The organism is Janthinobacterium sp. SUN176, assembly GCF_030587335.1.
GTDB classification, from domain to species: Bacteria; Pseudomonadota; Gammaproteobacteria; order Burkholderiales; family Burkholderiaceae_D; genus Janthinobacterium; species Janthinobacterium kumbetense.
Map to the genome: position 1 here is coordinate 3,527,884 of NZ_JAPWIA010000001.1, position 17,595 is coordinate 3,545,478.

16 protein-coding genes and 1 pseudogene are annotated in these 17,595 nt (G+C 63.1%); 11 read left to right on the forward strand and 6 right to left on the reverse strand.

Annotated features, from left to right (window positions below; translation table 11 throughout):
• The first annotated feature begins 6 nt into the window (after nt 1–6).
• From rlmH to O3299_RS15945, 5 genes are all read left to right on the forward strand, one after another.
• Complete coding sequence (gene rlmH, locus O3299_RS15925; protein WP_305053047.1) at nt 7–477, forward strand: 23S rRNA (pseudouridine(1915)-N(3))-methyltransferase RlmH; 471 nt, start codon at nt 7–9, stop codon at nt 475–477.
• Between the two features lie 7 nt (nt 478–484).
• Entirely contained in the window at nt 485–1,105 is a 621-nt protein-coding gene (locus tag O3299_RS15930; protein WP_305053048.1) for a nucleoside triphosphate pyrophosphatase, read from the forward strand.
• 41 nt (nt 1,106–1,146) lie between these two features.
• Entirely contained in the window at nt 1,147–2,610 is a 1,464-nt protein-coding gene (rng, locus tag O3299_RS15935) for a ribonuclease G (protein WP_099666686.1), read from the forward strand.
• Between the two features lie 2 nt (nt 2,611–2,612).
• Nucleotides 2,613–3,401, forward strand: coding sequence for an AraC family transcriptional regulator (locus O3299_RS15940; protein ID WP_305062689.1), 789 nt, complete (start codon nt 2,613–2,615; stop codon nt 3,399–3,401).
• 79 nt (nt 3,402–3,480) lie between these two features.
• The gene (locus O3299_RS15945) at nt 3,481–4,107 is read left to right on the forward strand and encodes a LysE family translocator (protein ID WP_305062690.1); all 627 of its coding nucleotides are present in this window, start codon (nt 3,481–3,483) and stop codon (nt 4,105–4,107) included.
• On the opposite strand, the gene O3299_RS15950 is transcribed toward O3299_RS15945, so the two are convergent.
• A complete protein-coding gene (locus tag O3299_RS15950; protein WP_305062691.1) occupies nt 4,083–4,622 on the reverse strand; it encodes a hypothetical protein in 540 nt (179 codons plus the stop codon). The two genes, O3299_RS15945 and O3299_RS15950, sit on opposite strands and share 25 nt — an antisense overlap.
• 73 nt (nt 4,623–4,695) lie before the next feature.
• The gene (locus O3299_RS15955) at nt 4,696–5,721 is read right to left on the reverse strand and encodes a LacI family DNA-binding transcriptional regulator (protein WP_099666682.1); all 1,026 of its coding nucleotides are present in this window, start codon (nt 5,719–5,721) and stop codon (nt 4,696–4,698) included.
• Nucleotides 5,722–5,928: 207 nt separating this feature from the next.
• Between O3299_RS15955 and O3299_RS15960 the strand changes: the two are divergent.
• From O3299_RS15960 to O3299_RS15975, 4 genes and pseudogenes are all read left to right on the forward strand, one after another.
• Nucleotides 5,929–7,167 (forward strand): annotated as a pseudogene (locus O3299_RS15960) (malic enzyme-like NAD(P)-binding protein); the annotation flags it as partial.
• A gap of 252 nt (nt 7,168–7,419) precedes the next feature.
• Nucleotides 7,420–8,631 (forward strand): O-antigen ligase, encoded by a 1,212-nt coding sequence (locus O3299_RS15965; protein WP_305062692.1) that lies wholly within the window; start codon nt 7,420–7,422, stop codon nt 8,629–8,631.
• Nucleotides 8,632–8,682: 51 nt separating this feature from the next.
• Nucleotides 8,683–10,416, forward strand: a complete 1,734-nt coding sequence (msbA, locus tag O3299_RS15970) for a lipid A export permease/ATP-binding protein MsbA (RefSeq protein ID WP_077408230.1) — start codon at nt 8,683–8,685, stop codon at nt 10,414–10,416.
• 35 nt (nt 10,417–10,451) lie between these two features.
• On the forward strand, nt 10,452–11,552 hold the full coding sequence (locus O3299_RS15975; protein ID WP_099666679.1) for a glycosyltransferase family 9 protein: 1,101 nt from the start codon (nt 10,452–10,454) through the stop codon (nt 11,550–11,552).
• Nucleotides 11,553–11,567: 15 nt separating this feature from the next.
• Here O3299_RS15975 and O3299_RS15980 read toward each other — a convergent pair whose 3' ends face one another.
• The 4 genes from O3299_RS15980 to O3299_RS15995 all read right to left on the reverse strand — a co-directional run bounded on the left by O3299_RS15980 (nt 11,568) and on the right by O3299_RS15995 (nt 15,951).
• Nucleotides 11,568–12,179, reverse strand: a complete 612-nt coding sequence (locus O3299_RS15980; protein ID WP_077408234.1) for a response regulator transcription factor — start codon at nt 12,177–12,179, stop codon at nt 11,568–11,570.
• The gene (locus O3299_RS15985; RefSeq protein ID WP_251350540.1) at nt 12,166–13,761 is read right to left on the reverse strand and encodes an ATP-binding protein; all 1,596 of its coding nucleotides are present in this window, start codon (nt 13,759–13,761) and stop codon (nt 12,166–12,168) included. The genes O3299_RS15980 and O3299_RS15985 overlap by 14 nt, the downstream gene beginning before the upstream one ends.
• 118 nt (nt 13,762–13,879) lie before the next feature.
• Nucleotides 13,880–15,268, reverse strand: coding sequence for an ATP-binding protein (locus O3299_RS15990; RefSeq protein ID WP_305053052.1), 1,389 nt, complete (start codon nt 15,266–15,268; stop codon nt 13,880–13,882).
• Complete coding sequence (locus tag O3299_RS15995) at nt 15,265–15,951, reverse strand: response regulator (protein ID WP_289911354.1); 687 nt, start codon at nt 15,949–15,951, stop codon at nt 15,265–15,267. Before O3299_RS15995 ends, O3299_RS15990 begins: the two co-directional genes overlap by 4 nt.
• A 157-nt stretch (nt 15,952–16,108) precedes the next feature.
• Here O3299_RS15995 and O3299_RS16000 point away from each other — a divergent pair, with 157 nt between their 5' ends.
• Together O3299_RS16000 and O3299_RS16005 are read left to right on the forward strand one after the other, a co-directional pair.
• Entirely contained in the window at nt 16,109–16,930 is an 822-nt protein-coding gene (locus tag O3299_RS16000) for a MipA/OmpV family protein (RefSeq protein WP_180278697.1), read from the forward strand.
• A 103-nt stretch (nt 16,931–17,033) separates the two neighbouring features.
• Nucleotides 17,034–17,573, forward strand: a complete 540-nt coding sequence (locus tag O3299_RS16005; RefSeq protein WP_143451469.1) for a universal stress protein — start codon at nt 17,034–17,036, stop codon at nt 17,571–17,573.
• Nucleotides 17,574–17,595 lie beyond the last annotated feature (22 nt).

The window sequence follows — 17,595 nt, forward strand, 5'->3', positions numbered from 1 at the left end:
GCCTCGATGCAGCTCATCATCGCTGCGGTCGGCCATAAAATGCCGGCCTGGATAGAGACGGGCTTCGCGGAATACGCGAAGCGCATGCCGCCGGAATTGCGCATCGTGCTGAAAGAAATCAAGCCGGTGGAGCGTTCCGGCAGCAAGACCGCCGCCACGGCGATGGCGCTGGAACGCGAACGCATCGAAGCCGTCCTGCCCAAGGGCGTGCGCATCATCGCCCTCGACGAACGCGGCAAGGACCTGACCAGCGTCGGCCTGTCGCAGCAGTTGATGGCGTGGCAGCAGGATGGCCGCGACACGGCCTTCCTGATCGGTGGCGCCGACGGCCTCGATCCGCAACTCAAGGCACGTGCCGAAGGCATGCTGCGCATTTCCAGCATGACCCTGCCGCACGGCATGGTGCGCGTGATCCTCGCCGAGCAGCTGTACCGCGCCTGGTCGATCACGCAAAACCACCCCTACCACCGCGTCTGAATTTCCCATGAAACCGGCCGATAACAAGATCTATCTCGCCTCCAAAAGCCCGCGCCGGCGCGAATTGCTGCGCCAGATCGGCGTCGATTTCGAATTGCTGCTGCTGCGCAGCGACGGCCCGCGCGGCGCCGACGTCACCGAGGAAGTCCTCCCCGGCGAGTCGGCGCTCGACTATGTGGCCCGCGTGGCGAATGAAAAAGCCGCCTTCGCCTGGGACCTGGTGCGCCGCCGCCACCTGACCCCGCGCCCCGTGCTGGCGGCCGACACCACCGTCACCATCGATGGGGTCATCCTCGGCAAGCCGACCGACCGGGCCGAGGCCGTGGCCATGCTGCAGCAGCTGTCGGGCCGCACGCACGAGGTGCTCACCTCGATCGCCGTGCACTACAAGGATTTCGCCGAGCAGCACACACAGATCTCGCAAGTGCGCTTCGGCGTGCTGTCGCCCGCCTCGATCGCCGCGTATTGCGCCACGCCGGAACCGTACGACAAGGCCGGCGGCTACGGCATCCAGGGCAGCGCCGCGCTGTTCGTCGAGCACATCGAAGGCAGCCATTCCGGCATCATGGGCCTGCCCCTGTACGAAACTGCACAGTTGCTGCGACTGGCAGGTTTGCCCCTGCCCTGATCGGGTATGATGTCATTCGTTGCCTCCACTCCCGCGCCTCCATGAACGAAGACATCCTGATCAATATCACGCCGCAAGAAACGCGCGTCGCCCTCATCCTGCAGGGCGCCGTGCAGGAATTGCACATCGAGCGCACGCTCACGCGCGGCCTGGCCGGCAATGTGTATTCCGGCAAAGTGGTGCGCGTATTGCCGGGCATGCAGTCGGCCTTCATCGACATCGGCCTGGAACGGGCCGCCTTCCTGCACGTGGCCGACATCTGGGAAGCGCGTGGCCACGACGGCCAGAACGCCACGCCGGCGCCCATCGAAAAAATCCTGTTTGACGGCCAGGTGCTGACGGTACAGGTGATCAAGGACCCGATCGGCACCAAGGGCGCGCGCCTGTCGACGCAGATTTCCATCGCCGGGCGCATGCTGGTGTACCTGCCGCAGGATAAACATATCGGCATTTCGCAGAAAATCGAGAAGGAAGCGGAGCGCGAGCAGCTGCGCGTGCGCCTGCAAAGCCTGCTGCCCACCGATGAAAAGGGCGGCTACATCGTGCGCACCATGGCTGAAGACGCGTCCGACGCGGACTTGAAGGCGGACGTCGACTACCTGAGAAAAACCTGGAGCACGATCACGCACGGTGCGCGCACGCGCCCCGCCACCAGCCTGCTGCACCAGGACTTGAGCCTGGCGCAACGCGTGCTGCGCGATTTCGTCGGCGATGAAACGGCCACCATCCAGGTCGACTCACGCGAAAACTACGTGAAATTGCGCGAATTCGCGGAAATCTACACGCCCAGCGAACTGACGCGCCTGCAGCACTACACGGGTGAGCGTCCATTGTTCGACCTGTACGGCGTGGAAGAAGAGATCTTGCGCGCCCTGGGCCGCCGGGTCGACCTGAAATCGGGCGGCTACCTGATCGTCGACCAGACGGAAGCGATGACCACCATCGACGTCAACACGGGCGGCTTCGTCGGCGGGCGCAATTTCGCCGATACCATCTTCAAGACCAACCTGGAAGCGGCGCACGCCATCGCGCGCCAGCTGCGCCTGCGCAACCTGGGCGGCATCATCATCCTCGACTTCATCGACATGGACAACGCCGAGCACCGCAACGCCGTGCTGGCCGAACTGAAACGCACCCTGTCGCGCGACCGCACCAAGGTCTCGGTGAGCAATTTCTCGCCGCTGGGCCTGGTGGAAATGACGCGCAAGCGCACGCGCGAATCGCTGGCCCATATCCTGTGCGAGCCATGCCCCGCCTGCGCCGGCAAGGGGCAAGTGAAAACCTCGCGCACCATCTGCTATGAAATCCTGCGCGAACTGCTGCGCGAAGCAAAGCAGTTCAACCCGCGCGAATTCCGCATCCTCGCCTCGCAGGAAGTCGTGGATTTATTCCTCGAAGAAGAATCACAGCACCTGGCCATGCTGGGCGATTTCATCGGCAAGAAGATTTCGCTGCAGGTGGAGAATGCCTACCACCAGGAGCAGTACGACGTGATTTTGATGTAGTCATGCCCGGTACCACCGCCTTCTGGCGCGACCCGTCTCTCCCTCACGTGGAGAGCCGGCGCGCCTGCCACAGCCGGGCTTGCTACAAGCCCCACAGCCATCCCACGTTTTCCATCGGCGCCGTCGACTCTGGCGGCAGCATCTTTACGGGCAGCAAAGACGGCAAGGTCGCACTCGGCAATGGCAGCCTGGTGCTGGTGCCGGCCGGCTGCGTACACGCCTGCAATCCCCTGCCTGACACCCTGTGGAGCTACCAGATGCTGCATCTCGATGCGCAATGGCTGCAAGCACACGCGCCGGCGCTCGATGGCGATACGGCGGCGGTGTTGCACTGCCCGCTGCTGTACGCGCAGTTTTGCGCCCTGAATGCGCTGCTGTTTTCAAGGGCCAGCGCGGCGGAGAAAAATGCGGCGCTGCTGGCGTTTCTGGTCACCTGCACCAGCGCCTGTGCGGATCGGCTGCCGTCGGAACGCAAGCCGCTGCCGCAGCAGCTGGCGCCCGTGCTCGCAACGCTGCAGGCGCTGCCCTCGGCCAGCCTGCGGCAACTGGCGGAGGCGGCAGGCCTGAGCCCGTATCAATTGATCCGCGCCTTTCGCGCCGCCACAGGCCTGACGCCGCATGCCTACCAGCTGAATATGCACGTCAACCGCGCGCGCAGCCGCTTGCAGGGCGGGACGGCGTTGGCGCAACTGGCGCATGAGCTGGGTTTTGCCGACCAGAGCCACCTGCAGCGCGTGTTCAAGGCGCATGCGGGCATCACGCCGGGGCGCTATCGCGGCCAGGGCAGCTAGAACGCCTGCAATTTTCTTCAATACAGGCTGTCGCCAGCCCCGGCATACTCGCGCATCGCCATTGCCGGAGCCAAACTCCATGCAGGATTTTCTCTTCATCGCCGCCGCCCACTTTCTTTCCCTGTTGTCGCCAGGTCCCGATTTTTTCCTGATCGCGCGCACCTCGCTGGCCCACGGCTGGCGCGGCGCCGCCGGCACGTGCGTGGGCATTACCGTGGCCAATGCGGTGTTTATCGTAGCGGCGTTTGCGGGACTATCGGTACTGAGGGCGGGCAGCACGGCATTCATGCTGGTGCGGCTGGCGGGATGCGCCTATCTGCTGTACCTGGGCTGGCTATTCCTGCGCCATGCGGGCAAGAGCAGCCTGGAGGCAAAGCCCGCCACCGGCAAAGCGCGCTGGCGCGGCGGTGTCGCGATGGGGTTTGTCTCCGCCATCCTGAACCCGAAGAATGCGCTGTTCTATGTCAGCCTGGCCACCGTACTTGCCGCCAGGCAGACGAGTCCCGCTGCGATGGTCGCATATGGCGCGTGGATGGTCTTTGCCGTGCTGGCGTGGGATATGGCGGTGGCGCTGGCCATCGGCAGCGCCGCCCTGCGGCAGCGCTTTGCGCGCGCGCTGCCGTCGCTGGAACGGCTGTCGGGCGTGGTGCTGATCGTGCTGGCGCTGGTGCTGCTGGCGGATCAGGCTGGCAACGGATCCAGATAAAACACGGCATACACTTTCAAGGGCGTGGTTTCCGTCGCCTTTTCCGAGCGCACGACGGAGCAGTCGTCGGCGGCCAGGCTGCGCCAGTTCTGGATGCCCGCCTTGGCGAACATGGCGTGCGCGGGGGAATTCGCGGCCAGGTCCAGCACCAGGCAGGCGTTGCGTGGGCCGGCGCCGTAGTTGACGGCGCGAATTTCAATGCCGAAGGTCGTCATCCACGGCTCCCACAAGCCTTTTTCCTTGCCGGCGGCCATGCGCTCCAGCATTTCGCCAAAGCTCAAGCCTTTCTTGACGGTGCTGCGCAGGGCTTCCAGCGACGGCGCCAGGCGGGGATCGGGCTGCTTGTTGCCGGCGCGGATCTCGGCGATCGCCTTCAATTCCTTGATGATGGCCGCATCGCGCTCCGTGTAATCGCGCATGCGCGCGTAAAACTCGGCATCGAGGAAGGGATTGACGGTCAGCTTGGCGACGCCCTCTTCGCGGCGTTTCGGGGAAGGCGTGTTGGTTTTGGTCATGGCGATAGAGGGGCAAAATACGTTGAGGGGCGCCAGTGTACCACCTTGCAGCGGCGCGGCCCCAGGCGCGGCCTCAGCCTCGGGGAGCGGCCGTCGATTCGCGCACCACCAGCTCGGGTTTCAGGCGCACGTCGAGTACGGCGGAATCGGGCGAATCGATGGTTTGCAGGATCAGCCGGGCAGCTTCCGTGCCGATGCCGTGGTGGCGGATGCGGATGGTAGTCAGGGGTGGACGGATCATGTCCATGTAGGGCATGTCGTTGTGGCCCACCACAGAAATATCTTCGGGGCAGCTCAAGCCCAGTTCGCGGATGGCGTCGTAGCAACCGAGGGCCACGAGGTCGCTGCCCGTCACCACGGCCGTCGTCCGCGGCGACTGGCGCAGCAGCTCCAGCAGGGCCGCCTTGCCACATTCGCGCGAATAGCCGCTGCTTTCAAACACGAAGGCTTGCGAGGGATCGAGTTCGCTGGCCTGGATGGCGGCCAGGAAACCGAGGCGGCGCACGTGGCCCGTGGACAGGTTTTCCGGGCCGGCAATATGCGCGATATGCCGGTGACCCAGCGCCAGCAAATGTTCCACGGCCAGGCGCATGCCGACCACGTCGTCGCTGACGACGCAGGAAGCGACGCCCGTCTCGTCGCTGCGGTTGACGGTCACCACCGGCACATTCTGGTCGATGCACATCTTGATGACGGGATCGTCGCGCCGTGCGGTAGCCAAAATCAGGCCATCGACCTGCTGCCCCAGCAGGCGGTTGATGACGAACAGCTGCTCTTCCTCGTCGGCACCGACATTGGCGACGATGGCCAGGTAGCCATGCTTGCGCAAGCCTTCCTCGATGCCCAGCAGGATAGGCGGAAAAACCGCGTTGGTAATGTCGGGCAAGACCACGCCGATGATGCGCGACTTGCGCGTGACGAGGGTGGAGGCGGCGCGGTTCGGCCGGTAACCGAGCCGGCCCGCTTCGGCCAGCACGCGCGCGGCCACCTCGGCGCTGACCATTTGCCGCGTTGCCGGGTTCATCACGCGCGACACGGTGGAAAAGTGCACGCCACTGGCCCGCGCGACGTCGCTTAAGGTGGGGTTCTTGTTTGTCATGGGCTTCCCGGATCGCAATACCGTGATTTTATCGTAAAAATTCCCCATTCCGTCAAAAACCGAGCAAACGCTTGCATTGAGATAAAGCCGTTTCCCAAAGCGGTTTTGACACTCTTAAGTACAATCCAGCCTTGACAGCGTGCAAACGCTTGCATACCATGGCTCGGATTGACCACTCGGGCCCTGTATGCCCTTCCCAGAATTCCTATGTCTACTTCGCACAGCAAGCACGCCGAACAGAACGGCGAAACCTTCAACCTGAAAGAAGCCGCCCTCGCCTATCACGCCGAACCTCGCGCAGGCAAGATTTCCGTCACGCCAACCAAACCGCTGGGCGACGCCCGCGCGCTGACCCTGGCGTACTCGCCGGGCGTGGCCTTCGCCTGCGAAGCGATCGTGGAAGATCCGCGCACGGCCGGCACCTACACGTCGCGCAGCAACCTGGTGGCCGTGATCACCAATGGCACGGCCGTGCTGGGCCTGGGCGATATCGGTCCGCTGGCCAGCAAGCCGGTGATGGAAGGCAAGGCTTGCCTGTTCAAGCAATTTGCCGACGTCGACGTGTTCGACATCGAACTGGCCGAGAACGATCCCGACCTGTTCATCGACACCGTGGTGCGCATGGAGCCGACCTTCGGCGGCATCAACCTGGAAGACATCAAGGCGCCGGACTGCTTCTACATCGAACAGCAATTGCGCAAGCGCATGAACATTCCCGTCTTCCACGACGACCAGCATGGCACGGCCATCATCGTCGCGGCCGGCATCCTGAACGGCCTGGAACTGGTGGGCAAGGATATCGGCAACGTGAAAGTGGCCGTCTCGGGCGCCGGCGCGGCCTCGATCGCCTGCCTGGACTTGCTCGTCTCGCTGGGCCTGAATAAATCGCTGCTGAAAGTGTGCGACAGCCAGGGCGTGATCTACCCGGGCCGTGATGCCAACATGGAAGAGAACAAGGCGCGCTACGCGAACGACACCAGCGACCGCGACCTGGCCGACGCCATGGTTGGCGCCGACATTTTCATCGGCGTCTCGAAGGGCGGCGTGGTGAGCGCGCAGATGGTCGAATCGATGGCCGCCAAGCCTTTGATCTTCGCCCTGGCCAATCCGCACCCGGAAATCGCTCCGGAAAAAGTGCATGCCGTGCGCGACGACGCCATCGTCGCCACGGGCCGCTCGGATTACCCGAACCAGATCAACAACGTGCTGTGCTTCCCGTACATCTTCCGTGGCGCACTCGACGTGGGCGCCACCACCATCAACGAAGAGATGAAGCTGGCCTGTGTGCGCGCCATCGCCGCGCTGGCCAAGGAACCGTTGCCGGGTCACGAGAGCAGCGCGCTGACGCCGCTGCAACTGATTCCATCGCCGTTCGACGAACGCCTGCGCAGCTGGGTCGCGCCTGCCGTGTCGCAAGCGGCCATCGCCACCGGCGTGGCCACCCGCGTGCCAGCCACCGCCTGAGACGCATGACCGACCTTGCGGCCTTAGCAAAATAACAGCAAGTTACCATTGCTTACAAAAAAACCATGTCTAAAAACCATGGTTTTTTTCATTTCCCCCTTGAGATCGCCTATACAGTTATCGAAGAGTAAATCTCCCAGGGACGTTTTTGCTGCCACCTTCGATTACAATGACGCCTACTTTATGTTGCTACAGTTGCCATAATGGCGACGATGTGCGTTAACAAGGATATTCATGCTCGGCCTGACCTCTGTTTGTGTTTTTCTCTTTTCGGCATTGGCGTTGGCTGTCAACAGCGGATATTCCTTTGGCGCGCTGGTCCTGCTGCTGGCCAGCAGCTGGCTGCTATGGAAGCGCCCCCGCCTGCATCTGCAGCGCCGGGACTATCTGCTGATGGGCGTGATGCTGGCCTACTTCCTTATTTTCACCGCCAATATGCTGTACCACGCCGATCCGGCGCGAGAACTCGACATGCCCTTGCGGGTGCTGCTGGCCTTGCCCGTGCTGCTGCTGCTGATTGCTTATCCGCCGCGGGCGGCGGCATGGTGGAGCGGCCTGGCAATTGGCGCCATCGCGGGGGCAGCCTTGGCGGCTACGCAATATATTCCTAGCAGCCCCTTCCGGCCACAAGCCGCCACCAGTAACGCTATTCACTATGGCAATGTCAGCATGCTGTTTGGCATGTTGACGTTATGTGGGATCGAGTGGGCCATCAAACAGCGCCATCGAATCGCCTGGAGCGTGCTATTGCTGGCAGGCGGCTTAATCGGAATTTTCGGCTCCATCATCAGCGGTAGCCGCGGTGGCTGGCTGGCGCTGCCCGTCTGCGGATGCATATTTGTCGTCCACTACGCGAGAACACGCGGCAAGCACTATATGACTGGCCTGCTGGCGGCGCTGCTGGCCGTGGCGGTACTATCCTACATAGTGCCCAATTCCCCCGTGCTTGAACGCGCGACGGATGCCGTGGAAGATTTGAAAAAATTTGAAGACAGCGACAACGTCAGCACGTCAGTCGGCCAACGGCTGGAAATGTGGCGTACAGCATTAACTTTATCCAATGACCATCTTTGGTTCGGCATGGGACGCAACGGCTACTTGGAGGCAAAGAAAAAACTGTCGGCGGAAGGAAAAATGAGCGAAATTGTGTTGCATTACACCAACGCGCATAACGACTACATCGACTCCCTGGTCAAGCGTGGCATCTTCGGCCTGCTGGCCCTGCTGCTGCTATTCCTGCTACCGCTGACTCTGTTCACGAGGGCATTGCGTCACGGCCCCGCAAGCGCGCAACCATTTGCGCTGGCCGGCGTGATGCTGTGCACCTGCTACATGATTTTTGGCCTGACGACGAGCTCGCTCACCCTGAATATCGGCATCATCATGCTGGTCTTCCCGATGGTGATACTGTGGGCCATGCTGCGCCAGCAAGAACGCATTGCCTGAGTTCGTTTTTCGCCTGACCGTTTTTGCTGTCCCCTGCAAGGAACCATACCGATGCTCACGCCCGACCTGAAGCGCCTCACCGCACTGCACGCGCCCTACAAGAAACACCTGGCCCTGGCCTTGCTGGCGATGGTCGTCACGGCGGCCACGGAACCGCTGCTGCCGTATGCGCTCAAGCTGCTGCTCGACAATGGCTTTGGCGGCAAGGTGAATTTTTCCTTCTGGCTGGTGCCGCTGATCGTCATCGGCATCTTTGCCATGCGCGGCGCGTCGACGTTCGCCAGCAGCTATCTGATGAGCTACGTCTCCACGCGCATCCTCAACGAGTTGCGGCGCAGGATGTTTGCCAGCATGCTCAACTTGCCCATCGACTTCTACAACACGCACACGGTGGGCAAAGTCATCAACTCCATCATGTTCGAGGTGCAGCAGATCATCGAAATGGTGACCAAGGTGTTTACCTCGATCGTGCGCTCCTCGCTGACCGTGCTGGGCCTGCTGGCGTGGCTGCTGTACCTGAACTGGGTGCTGACCCTCGTGACCCTGGTGCTGCTGCCCCTGCTGACCATCGTCGTGCGCACCACGGGCAAGCGCCTGAAAAAACTCAACCGCGACTCGCTGGCCGTCAATGCCGAGCTGACCCAGGTCATCGAGGAAACCACGCGCGCCCAGCAAGTGATCAAGATCTTCGGTGGCCAGGACTACGAAAAATCGCGCTTCGAAGAGCGTGCCGAGCAATTGCGCCGCTACAGCATGCGCATGACCACGACCTTTTCCGCCACCGTGCCGATCACCCAGGTGATCACGGCCGCCGCCGTGGCCCTGGTCATCGTGATGGCCCTGTTCCAGTCGGAGCAGGGGCAGATCACGGTCGGCGGCTTCGTATCCTTCATCACGGCCATGCTGATGCTGCTGACGCCTTTGAAGCAGCTGGCTGAAGTCAACGGCCCCTTGCAGCGCGGCATGGCCGCCGCCGAAGAAGTCTTTTTACTGATCGACAAGACGCCGGAGCGCACGGGCGGCACGCCGCTCGCTGGCCGCAGCAAAGGCCGCATCGAGTTCAGGGACGTAAGCTTTGCCTACCCCGGACATCAGGAACCAGCCCTGCGGCACATCGACCTGAGCATTGCGCCAGGACAAACGGTCGCCTTTGTCGGCATGTCCGGCGGCGGCAAATCGACCCTGGTCAGCCTGCTGCCCGGCTTTTACTCGGCCAGCAGTGGCGAGATCTTGCTCGATGGGCAGAATATCGATGCCATCGCCCTGACCAGCCTGCGCAGCCAGATCGCCATGGTCAGCCAGCAGGTGGTGCTGTTCGACGATACCCTGGCTGCGAATATCGCGTATGGCGATGCGGCGCCGGACCGGCAGCGCATCGAAGCGGCGGCGGCCGCCGCCTTCCTGTCGGACGTCATCGACGGCTTGCCCGATGGCCTGGACACGCGCCTGGGCGACAACGGCTCGCGCCTGTCCGGCGGCCAGCGCCAGCGCGTGGCCATCGCCCGCGCCATCTACAAGGATGCGCCCATCCTGATCCTCGATGAAGCCACCTCGGCACTGGATACGGAGGCGGAACGGGCCGTACAAGCGGCACTGGAACACCTGATGCAAGGAAAAACCACCTTAGTTATTGCTCATAGGCTATCAACAATTGAACGTGCGGACCGTATCGTGGTATTGTCACATGGGAAAATAATGGAAACCGGCAGTCACCAGCAATTATTGGATGCCAACGGCGCGTATGCCAATCTGCATCGCCTGCAATTTTCCCAGCAAGTGGTTTGACACCATCGACCGAATACCTGAAATCGTACTGATACATGACGCCTTTGATTCCCGCCGAACTTCTACAAAAGTCGGACAAAATTCTTTTCATCGCCCATCTGGCGCTGGGAGACTTTACCTACCTGCAAAACGGTTTCCGCGCCTTTGCCGCGGCCTATCCCCATATCCAGATCCACCTGTGGGTCGATGAAGTCCGCCGCACGTCCGACTCCAGGCAATGGGAAGGCTTGCGTACCTATTCGCTGTACGACTGGGTGGAGCAATCGGGCCTGTTCGCCAAGGTGTACCGCAAGACCTACAGCCCGGCGCTGTACGAAGAATCCCTGCGCGAGGCCAAGGCGGAACGCTATCCTGTCGTCGTGTCATTGGCCCACGTACGGCCACAGCAATACGCAGATCTTGCCCGCGCGATCAGCCCGAATGGACTGGTAATCGGCACGCGCAAACCGTTCAGTCCGCTGCGCCCCTGGCATTACCTGGCCTACCGCAAGATCGATGCCGTGCTGGCCTCGTATGCGGGACAGGATGCGGGCGAGCACCATATCAGCAGCGTCTATGCGGACTGGTTCCGTCAATTGACTGGACTCGACATTCCCGTGGCCGAACGCTATCCCTTCGTGCACATTCCCGAGCACGCGTTGCAGCAGGCGCAGCAGCAGCTGGCCGCCTGGGGCTTTGCCCCGCGCCAGGGTCCGCTGGTGCTATTGAATCCGTTTGCCAAGTCGCACAAGCGCGGCTGGCCGCTGGAGCGCATCGCCGAACTGATCGCGCGCATGCAGGCGATGCCAAAGTGGGCAAATGCCTGCTTCCTGATCAATGCCATGCCGCAGGAACTGGCCAAGGTGAATGCCGTCGTGCAGGCGCACAACTTGCCGCGCACGCAAGCCTTCAGCGCCGTCGACAACTTTTTCCAGCTGCCGGCCATGCTGGCGCAATGCGACCTGATTATTTCGGTGGAAACGTCGATCATGCATCTGGCGAACGCCGTGCATGTGCCCGTGGTGGCGCTGATGCGCAAGAAGAATCCGGAATGGGCGCCGTTCGACAGCGCCAACAGCACCGTCATCACGGTGGCCCGGCGCAGCGACTGGGTCAAGGCGATCTCGGTCGATCAGGTATTGCAGACCATCGCCTAGACAACGCGGCAGCGGCTAGCCGGTGCCCAGCATGCTGATGCGCACCAGGTCGGCCACGTTGTCGACACCCAGCTTGTCCATCAGGCGCGCCTTGTGCACTTCCACCGTGCGCACGGAAATGCCCAGTGCCGGGGCGATATCGCGGTTGTGCTGGCCCGTCACCACCAGATGCATCACTTCCCGCTCGCGCGGCGTCAGGGCGCGCAGCAAGGCTTGCCCCTCCACCTGGCGCAGCAACTGGCCGCGCGCATGCGCCTCGCGCGAAAACGCTTCATCGATGGCGGCCAGCAGCTTGTCGTGGTCAAACGGTTTTTCCAGGAAATCGCTGGCCTGCGCCTTGAAAGCCTGGCGTGCCAGGGTGACGTCGCCGTGCCCCGTGATAATGATGATGGGCAGCATGCATTTCAACTCAAGCAAACGGCGCTGCAGGCTCAGGCCATCCATGCCGGACATGCGGATATCAATCAGCAGGCAGCCGGCCCACTCGGGCCGCCAGCTGTGCAGGAAATCCTCGCCGCAGGAAAACAGGGCCGTGCGGTAGCCGCGTATGCCCAGCAGCAAACCCAGCGCATCGCGCACGGCGGGATCGTCATCCACGATAAACACCGTCAAATTACTTGTCACCATACTCTCCTGTAGCGGCCGCGCTGGCGCACGCCAGGGGCAGGACAAAACGAAAAATGCCATGCTTGCCCACTTCGGCCCATAACTGGCCGCCATGCGCTTCGACAATGCTGCGGCTGAGCACCAGCCCCAGACCCAGGCCGCTGGCTTTGGTCGAGACGAACGGTTCGAACAGGCGTGCCGCCAGGCTATTGGAAATGCCGGGGCCGCTATCCTCCACGGACAGCCGCAGCCGCCCGCCTTCGAGCCGCTCGGCAGAGACCGTGATGCGGCGCCGGCCGCGCGGCTGGCCCATCACCGCATCCTGCGCATTGGCCAATAAATTACGCAATACCAGCTCGATTTGCAGGCGGTCGGCGTTGACGGCCAGCGGCGACGGCGGCGCCAGCACCAGTTCGATGCCATGCTCATGGAACAGCGGCGTGAACTGCCGCGCCATGCCCTCGATCAAGACGCTCGCCTCCACCGCTTCGAGCTGCATCGCGCCCGTGCGAAAAAAGTCGCGCAGGCGGCGCACCACGTCCGCGGCGCGGCCCGATTCGACGATCATATGCCCCACGGCGCCCTGCAGCAGGGCGCCGGTCTCGCCCCGTTCCAGCAAGTATTCGCACGCCTTGCCATAGGTCGACAAGGCCGTCAGCGGCTGGTTCAGCTCATGCGCGAGCGCCGCCGCCATCTCGCCGGCGGCGGCCAGGCGCATCGTGTGTTTCAATTCGTCGGCCACCTGGCGCATTTCATCGACGACGATGCCGATAAAAAACCCCACCAGCGCCAGCACGGCATCGAGCAACTGCAATTCATAAAACTGGATATCGACCGCATGCGTCCATTTCACCAGAGTAATGATGCACAGTTGCAATACAAACACGGCCAGCACGGCGCCATGCAAGCCCTGGCGCGAGGCGGCCCAGATCACGGGAAGAAACAGGAAATAGAAATGCTTGTATTCGGAACGCACGATGGAACCGAAGAGGCTCCACAGCACGAAGCTGGCGAGAGCCAGATACGCCAGGGTTTCCCAGCGCCAGACGGCGGCATGCAGGCGTTCGCGCCCCCGCTCGCTGAACAGCACCCAGATCAACGGCATCGATACCAGCATGCCGACCATGTCGCCGATGCCGAAGCGCCAGACTGCCGTCCCCCATTCGCCGGCCGGGATGCGTCCCGTCAGCGACAGCAGGGAAATGTAGCCGAGCGCATTGAGCACGGTGCCCAGCAGCACGATGGCAACCCAGGCGCTCAGGCGGCGCCGGTTGTCGAAGATGTCGCTGCTGCTGAAACTGCGGCGCAAGACTGCGCCGATACCGCCATAGCCGAGCATCAGCCACGCCGAACAGAGCAAGGTCAGGGGCAGGCCTGCCGGCATGCCGCGCACCAGCACCTCGCCGGCCACCAGGGCGATAAACCACGGCAGCGCCGCCTTGCGGCCGTGGATCAGCCAAAATACCAGGCCCAGCGCGGGATCGGGATTCCAGGGGGTGATGTTCAGCCCGTACATCGGATCGATATACGTGGCCCAGTCAAACAGCAGATACAGGCCGACAAAGGCGGGATACGGCAGGTAGCGGGACAGGAGTGGGCGCATAACGGTGTTTTTTAACTGTCCCGCATTATGCATCGCAAGCGTGCGCCACGCCATGCCATCTTGCGTTATAAGCACACAAAATAATTTTCATGCAATATCGCAAGGCGCGCCGACAGAATCAGGCCTCGGCCAGCGGCAGGCGCACCTCCACCAGCAAGCCCAGGCCGCCATTGCCTCTGTGCAACTGAATCGTGCCGCCATGCTGTTGCACGACGGAAGCGACGATGGACAAGCCCAGGCCGCTGCCCGGCTGCACCTGCTGCGGCGCGCGGAAAAAGCGGTCGAATACGCGTTCATACAGCGCCGGCGCGATGCCCGGCCCCTGGTCGGCCACATGCAACACGGCCTGGCCCCGCTCCGCATGCAGCGACACCGTCACGCTGCTGCCGCGCGGGCTGTACTTGATGGCGTTTTCCACCAGATTGTCGATCAGCGAGACCAGACTCTCGCGCTGCCCGGGCACGCTGAGCGAAACGCTGGCTTGCAATTCGAGCTCGATATCGCCCGCCTGCGCCAGTCCGGACAGGGCCGCCAGGCGATCCTGCAGCAAGGTATCGAGCGCCTGGCGCCGCGGCAACTCGCCCCCGCCCGCCTGCACTTCGCTGCGCGTCAGTTGCAGCAACTGCCCCACCAGGCGCGCGGCCCGGTTGCCGCTGTTCAAGATACCGTCCAGCAACTCTTGCTGGCGTGCATCATGCGCCTGTCCCTGCAAGGCCTCGACATTCACGCGCATGGCCGCCAGCGGCGTACGCAGCTCATGCGTGGCGTCGGCGATGAAGCTGCGTTCGCGCGCGGCACTGGCATCGACCCGCTGCAGCAGGGCATTGATATTGTCGACCAGCGCCGCCAGTTCGCCATGCGGCGGCTTGAACGTCAGCGGACGCAAATCCTGCGGCCCGCGCGCCGCCACCTCCTGCGCCACCTTGCGCCACGGGCGCATGGCAAGGCGGATCGACAGCCAGGCCGGCACCAGCAGGAACGGCAGGCTGATCAGCAACGGCAGCAGGTAGTAGCCGCGTGAATTGATCGTGATGAAAAATTGCCAGGCGCCGCCCACTTCCAGCACGGTCACGCGGGTGGCCCCTTCGGCCAGGCTACGGCTGCGCCAGGCCTGGCCCTTGACGTACACCACTTCCATCTGTTCCGGGCCGGCGCTGCGGATACCGCTGGGCGCACTCGGCGACTTGTAGACCAGCTTGCCCTCGCGCCAGACCAGGATGCGCGGCGCCAGTTCCGGCACTTTCCCCATTTCAAACTCTTCGCGCAAGGCTTCGTCGATGGCGCGCAAGCTTTGCTCCTGGCGCACGGGCTGGTCAGCCAGGTTGTCGGTCACGCTGATAATGGCGTGCAAGACCCCGCGGGTCACATTGCTCGCTTCGCTCGTGCCCTCGAACAGCACATACGCCACGGCCAGGCTCCACAGCACGGTCAGCATCAGCATTTGCGCCATCATCAGGCGACGCACCAGGGTGGGCCGGCGCAGCATGGCCCAGAAACGGCCCATCATGCGCCGGCACCCGGCGGGACGGATGTCTCGCCCTGCTGATCGATGACATAGCCGACGCCGCGCACGGTACGGATATACCCCTCGCCTATCTTGCGGCGCAAGTTACCCATATGCACATCCAGGGTATTGCTGGCATTGGCAAGCCCGCCTGGCAGGATATGCTCTTCCAGCACGCGGCGCGTGATGACCCGGTTGGCGCGCATCAGCAAGGTTTTCAGCAGGGCATATTCACTGGCGGTGAGTTCCACGGGCCGCCCATGCACGCTGACCCGGCGCGTGGGCACCTGCAACAGCAGGCCACGCAACTCGATGGTGTCGCCATCGAAACCATAGCTGCGGCGTGCCAGGGCGCGCACGCGCGACAGCAGCTCGGCCAGCACAAAGGGCTTCACCAGGTAATCGTCGGCGCCGCCGTCCAGGCCCCGCAAGCGCTGCTCCAGCGTATCGCGGGCGCTGAGGATCAGCACCGGCAGGCGCGCCGCGCGCAGCCGGGCCAGCAAATCGAGGCCATCGCCGTCGGGCAAGCCCAGGTCCAGCAGCACCAGTTCGCAACTGTCGTGCTCGATGCTGCGCGCCGCATCCTCCAGGCTGCGCACCCAGACCACTTGCATGCCCTGGTCGCGCAGGGCGATCCGCACGCCATTGCCCAGGTCCATATCGTCTTCAATCAGCAGTATCTTCATGGTGAGTATTAAACCACCGCAAGCTGAAGAATGGGTAAAGAAGCGCTCTTCATCCAATCTTAATAAAAGGCTCATTTTTCCTTCATGGCAAGGATGGATACTGTCGGCAGTCAATCGAGCCACTCCGGACTCGGTTCTCCACTTGACGGAAAATTCCATGCACGCACCCACAACCCTGCTGACCGCGCTGGCACTCGCCAGCGGCATGATCCTCAACCCGCTGGCCGCCGCCGCAGCCGAACCGGCCTCGCAAAATGTCTTCACCATCGGCGGCGGCGTCGCTGCCGTGTCCAGCTATTCCGGCGCCGACAAGCTGTCGGCCTCGCCCCTGATCATCCTCGATTACGCCATGGCCAATGGCCTGTTCTTCAGCACTTCGCGCGGCATCGGCTATGGCGGCCAGGCCGGCCCCTTCAGCTACAGCGCGGCATTGGGCTACCGCGGCAACCGCGAAGACCACAAGCGCAATGGCGCCAATGGCTGGGGCGGCAGCGACTACCTGAAGGGCATGGGCGAAGTCAAGGGCAACGCCAGCGCCCTGCTCAGCGCGGGGTATTCGCCCTTGCCGGGCCTGTCGCTGAGCGTGTCGAGCGACATTCCCCTGTCGAACCGCGAAAATGGCGCGAATGTGCATTTCGGCGCGGCGGGCCAGATCTACAGCCGGACCGATGCCAAGGGCGCGCAGCAGGACAGCGTAACCATCGGCGGGCAGCTGGGCTGGGGCGAGCGCAAGTACGTGCAGACCATGTATGGCGTGACGGCCACCCAGGCCGCGAACACCTCGTTCAAGCAATACACGCCCAAGGGCGGTTTCTATGAAGCACAGGCCACCATCAACTGGGAGCACCGCTTCGATGCGCGCTGGGGCATCAATACCCTGGTCGGCGTCGAGAGCCGCCTGGGCGACGCGGCCAAGAGCCCCATCGTGCAGCGCAAGACCTCCCCGGTCGGCGCCGTGTACGTCACCTACCGCTATTAAAACCGTGACGGCATAAGGGAAACCCGTACGCTGTTTCGCCAATTTACAGAGGGGAATCGCATGGATAAGATGACATGGTTTTCCCACTATGGCGATCCCTTCCATGCATGCCTCGCGCCTTGCCCCGCAACGTCACCGCGCCCCGGACAGCGCCGCGGGCACGGGCGGCAAGCCGGGCCAGGATACCTTGCTGCTGCTCTTGCCCGTCAAGCGCGCCAGCGACATCATCTACGGTGCGCGCTACGCCAGGCGCCTGCAGGAATGGGGTATCCAGGTCAGCGTCAGCCTGCTGCACGTGACACCGGCGCCAGCGCGCCGGGCCGATGGCTTGCCCCAGCACAACGCCGGCGAATGCCATGCGCTGGACCCGGCCACGCAGCACATGATGCACGAGGCGGGACTGTACCTGAGCCGCTCTCAACTCGCCTTCAATACCCATATTTTTGCCGGCGAGCTGCTGTTTACGATCCTCGATACTGCTGAACTGCTCGGTTGCCACGAAATCGTCCTGCCGGCCCTGCGTCATAGTCCCTGGCAGCGTCGTTTTTCCGGTGCGCTCGCGCGCAAGCTGGCGCGCGCTACGCGCAGCGCCACGGTATTGCTGGCCGACACCGACGGCATGAGCGGGCCGCCGCCGGCCTGAAGCGCCGCCAGCGCCCCGCACC

Excerpts from the sequence above, each read along its gene's own strand:
- rlmH (WP_305053047.1), top strand. The coding sequence starts at position 7 with ATGCAGCTCATCATCGCTGCGGTCGGCCATAAAATGCCGGCCTGGATA.
- O3299_RS15930 (WP_305053048.1), top strand. The coding sequence starts at position 485 with ATGAAACCGGCCGATAACAAGATCTATCTCGCCTCCAAAAGCCCGCGC.
- rng (WP_099666686.1), top strand. The coding sequence starts at position 1,147 with ATGAACGAAGACATCCTGATCAATATCACGCCGCAAGAAACGCGCGTC.
- O3299_RS15940 (WP_305062689.1), top strand. The coding sequence starts at position 2,613 with ATGCCCGGTACCACCGCCTTCTGGCGCGACCCGTCTCTCCCTCACGTG.
- O3299_RS15945 (WP_305062690.1), top strand. The coding sequence starts at position 3,481 with ATGCAGGATTTTCTCTTCATCGCCGCCGCCCACTTTCTTTCCCTGTTG.
- O3299_RS15950 (WP_305062691.1), bottom strand. The coding sequence starts at position 4,622 with ATGACCAAAACCAACACGCCTTCCCCGAAACGCCGCGAAGAGGGCGTC.
- O3299_RS15955 (WP_099666682.1), bottom strand. The coding sequence starts at position 5,721 with ATGACAAACAAGAACCCCACCTTAAGCGACGTCGCGCGGGCCAGTGGC.
- O3299_RS15965 (WP_305062692.1), top strand. The coding sequence starts at position 7,420 with ATGCTCGGCCTGACCTCTGTTTGTGTTTTTCTCTTTTCGGCATTGGCG.
- msbA (WP_077408230.1), top strand. The coding sequence starts at position 8,683 with ATGCTCACGCCCGACCTGAAGCGCCTCACCGCACTGCACGCGCCCTAC.
- O3299_RS15975 (WP_099666679.1), top strand. The coding sequence starts at position 10,452 with ATGACGCCTTTGATTCCCGCCGAACTTCTACAAAAGTCGGACAAAATT.
- O3299_RS15980 (WP_077408234.1), bottom strand. The coding sequence starts at position 12,179 with ATGGTGACAAGTAATTTGACGGTGTTTATCGTGGATGACGATCCCGCC.
- O3299_RS15985 (WP_251350540.1), bottom strand. The coding sequence starts at position 13,761 with ATGCGCCCACTCCTGTCCCGCTACCTGCCGTATCCCGCCTTTGTCGGC.
- O3299_RS15990 (WP_305053052.1), bottom strand. The coding sequence starts at position 15,268 with ATGATGGGCCGTTTCTGGGCCATGCTGCGCCGGCCCACCCTGGTGCGT.
- O3299_RS15995 (WP_289911354.1), bottom strand. The coding sequence starts at position 15,951 with ATGAAGATACTGCTGATTGAAGACGATATGGACCTGGGCAATGGCGTG.
- O3299_RS16000 (WP_180278697.1), top strand. The coding sequence starts at position 16,109 with ATGCACGCACCCACAACCCTGCTGACCGCGCTGGCACTCGCCAGCGGC.
- O3299_RS16005 (WP_143451469.1), top strand. The coding sequence starts at position 17,034 with ATGCATGCCTCGCGCCTTGCCCCGCAACGTCACCGCGCCCCGGACAGC.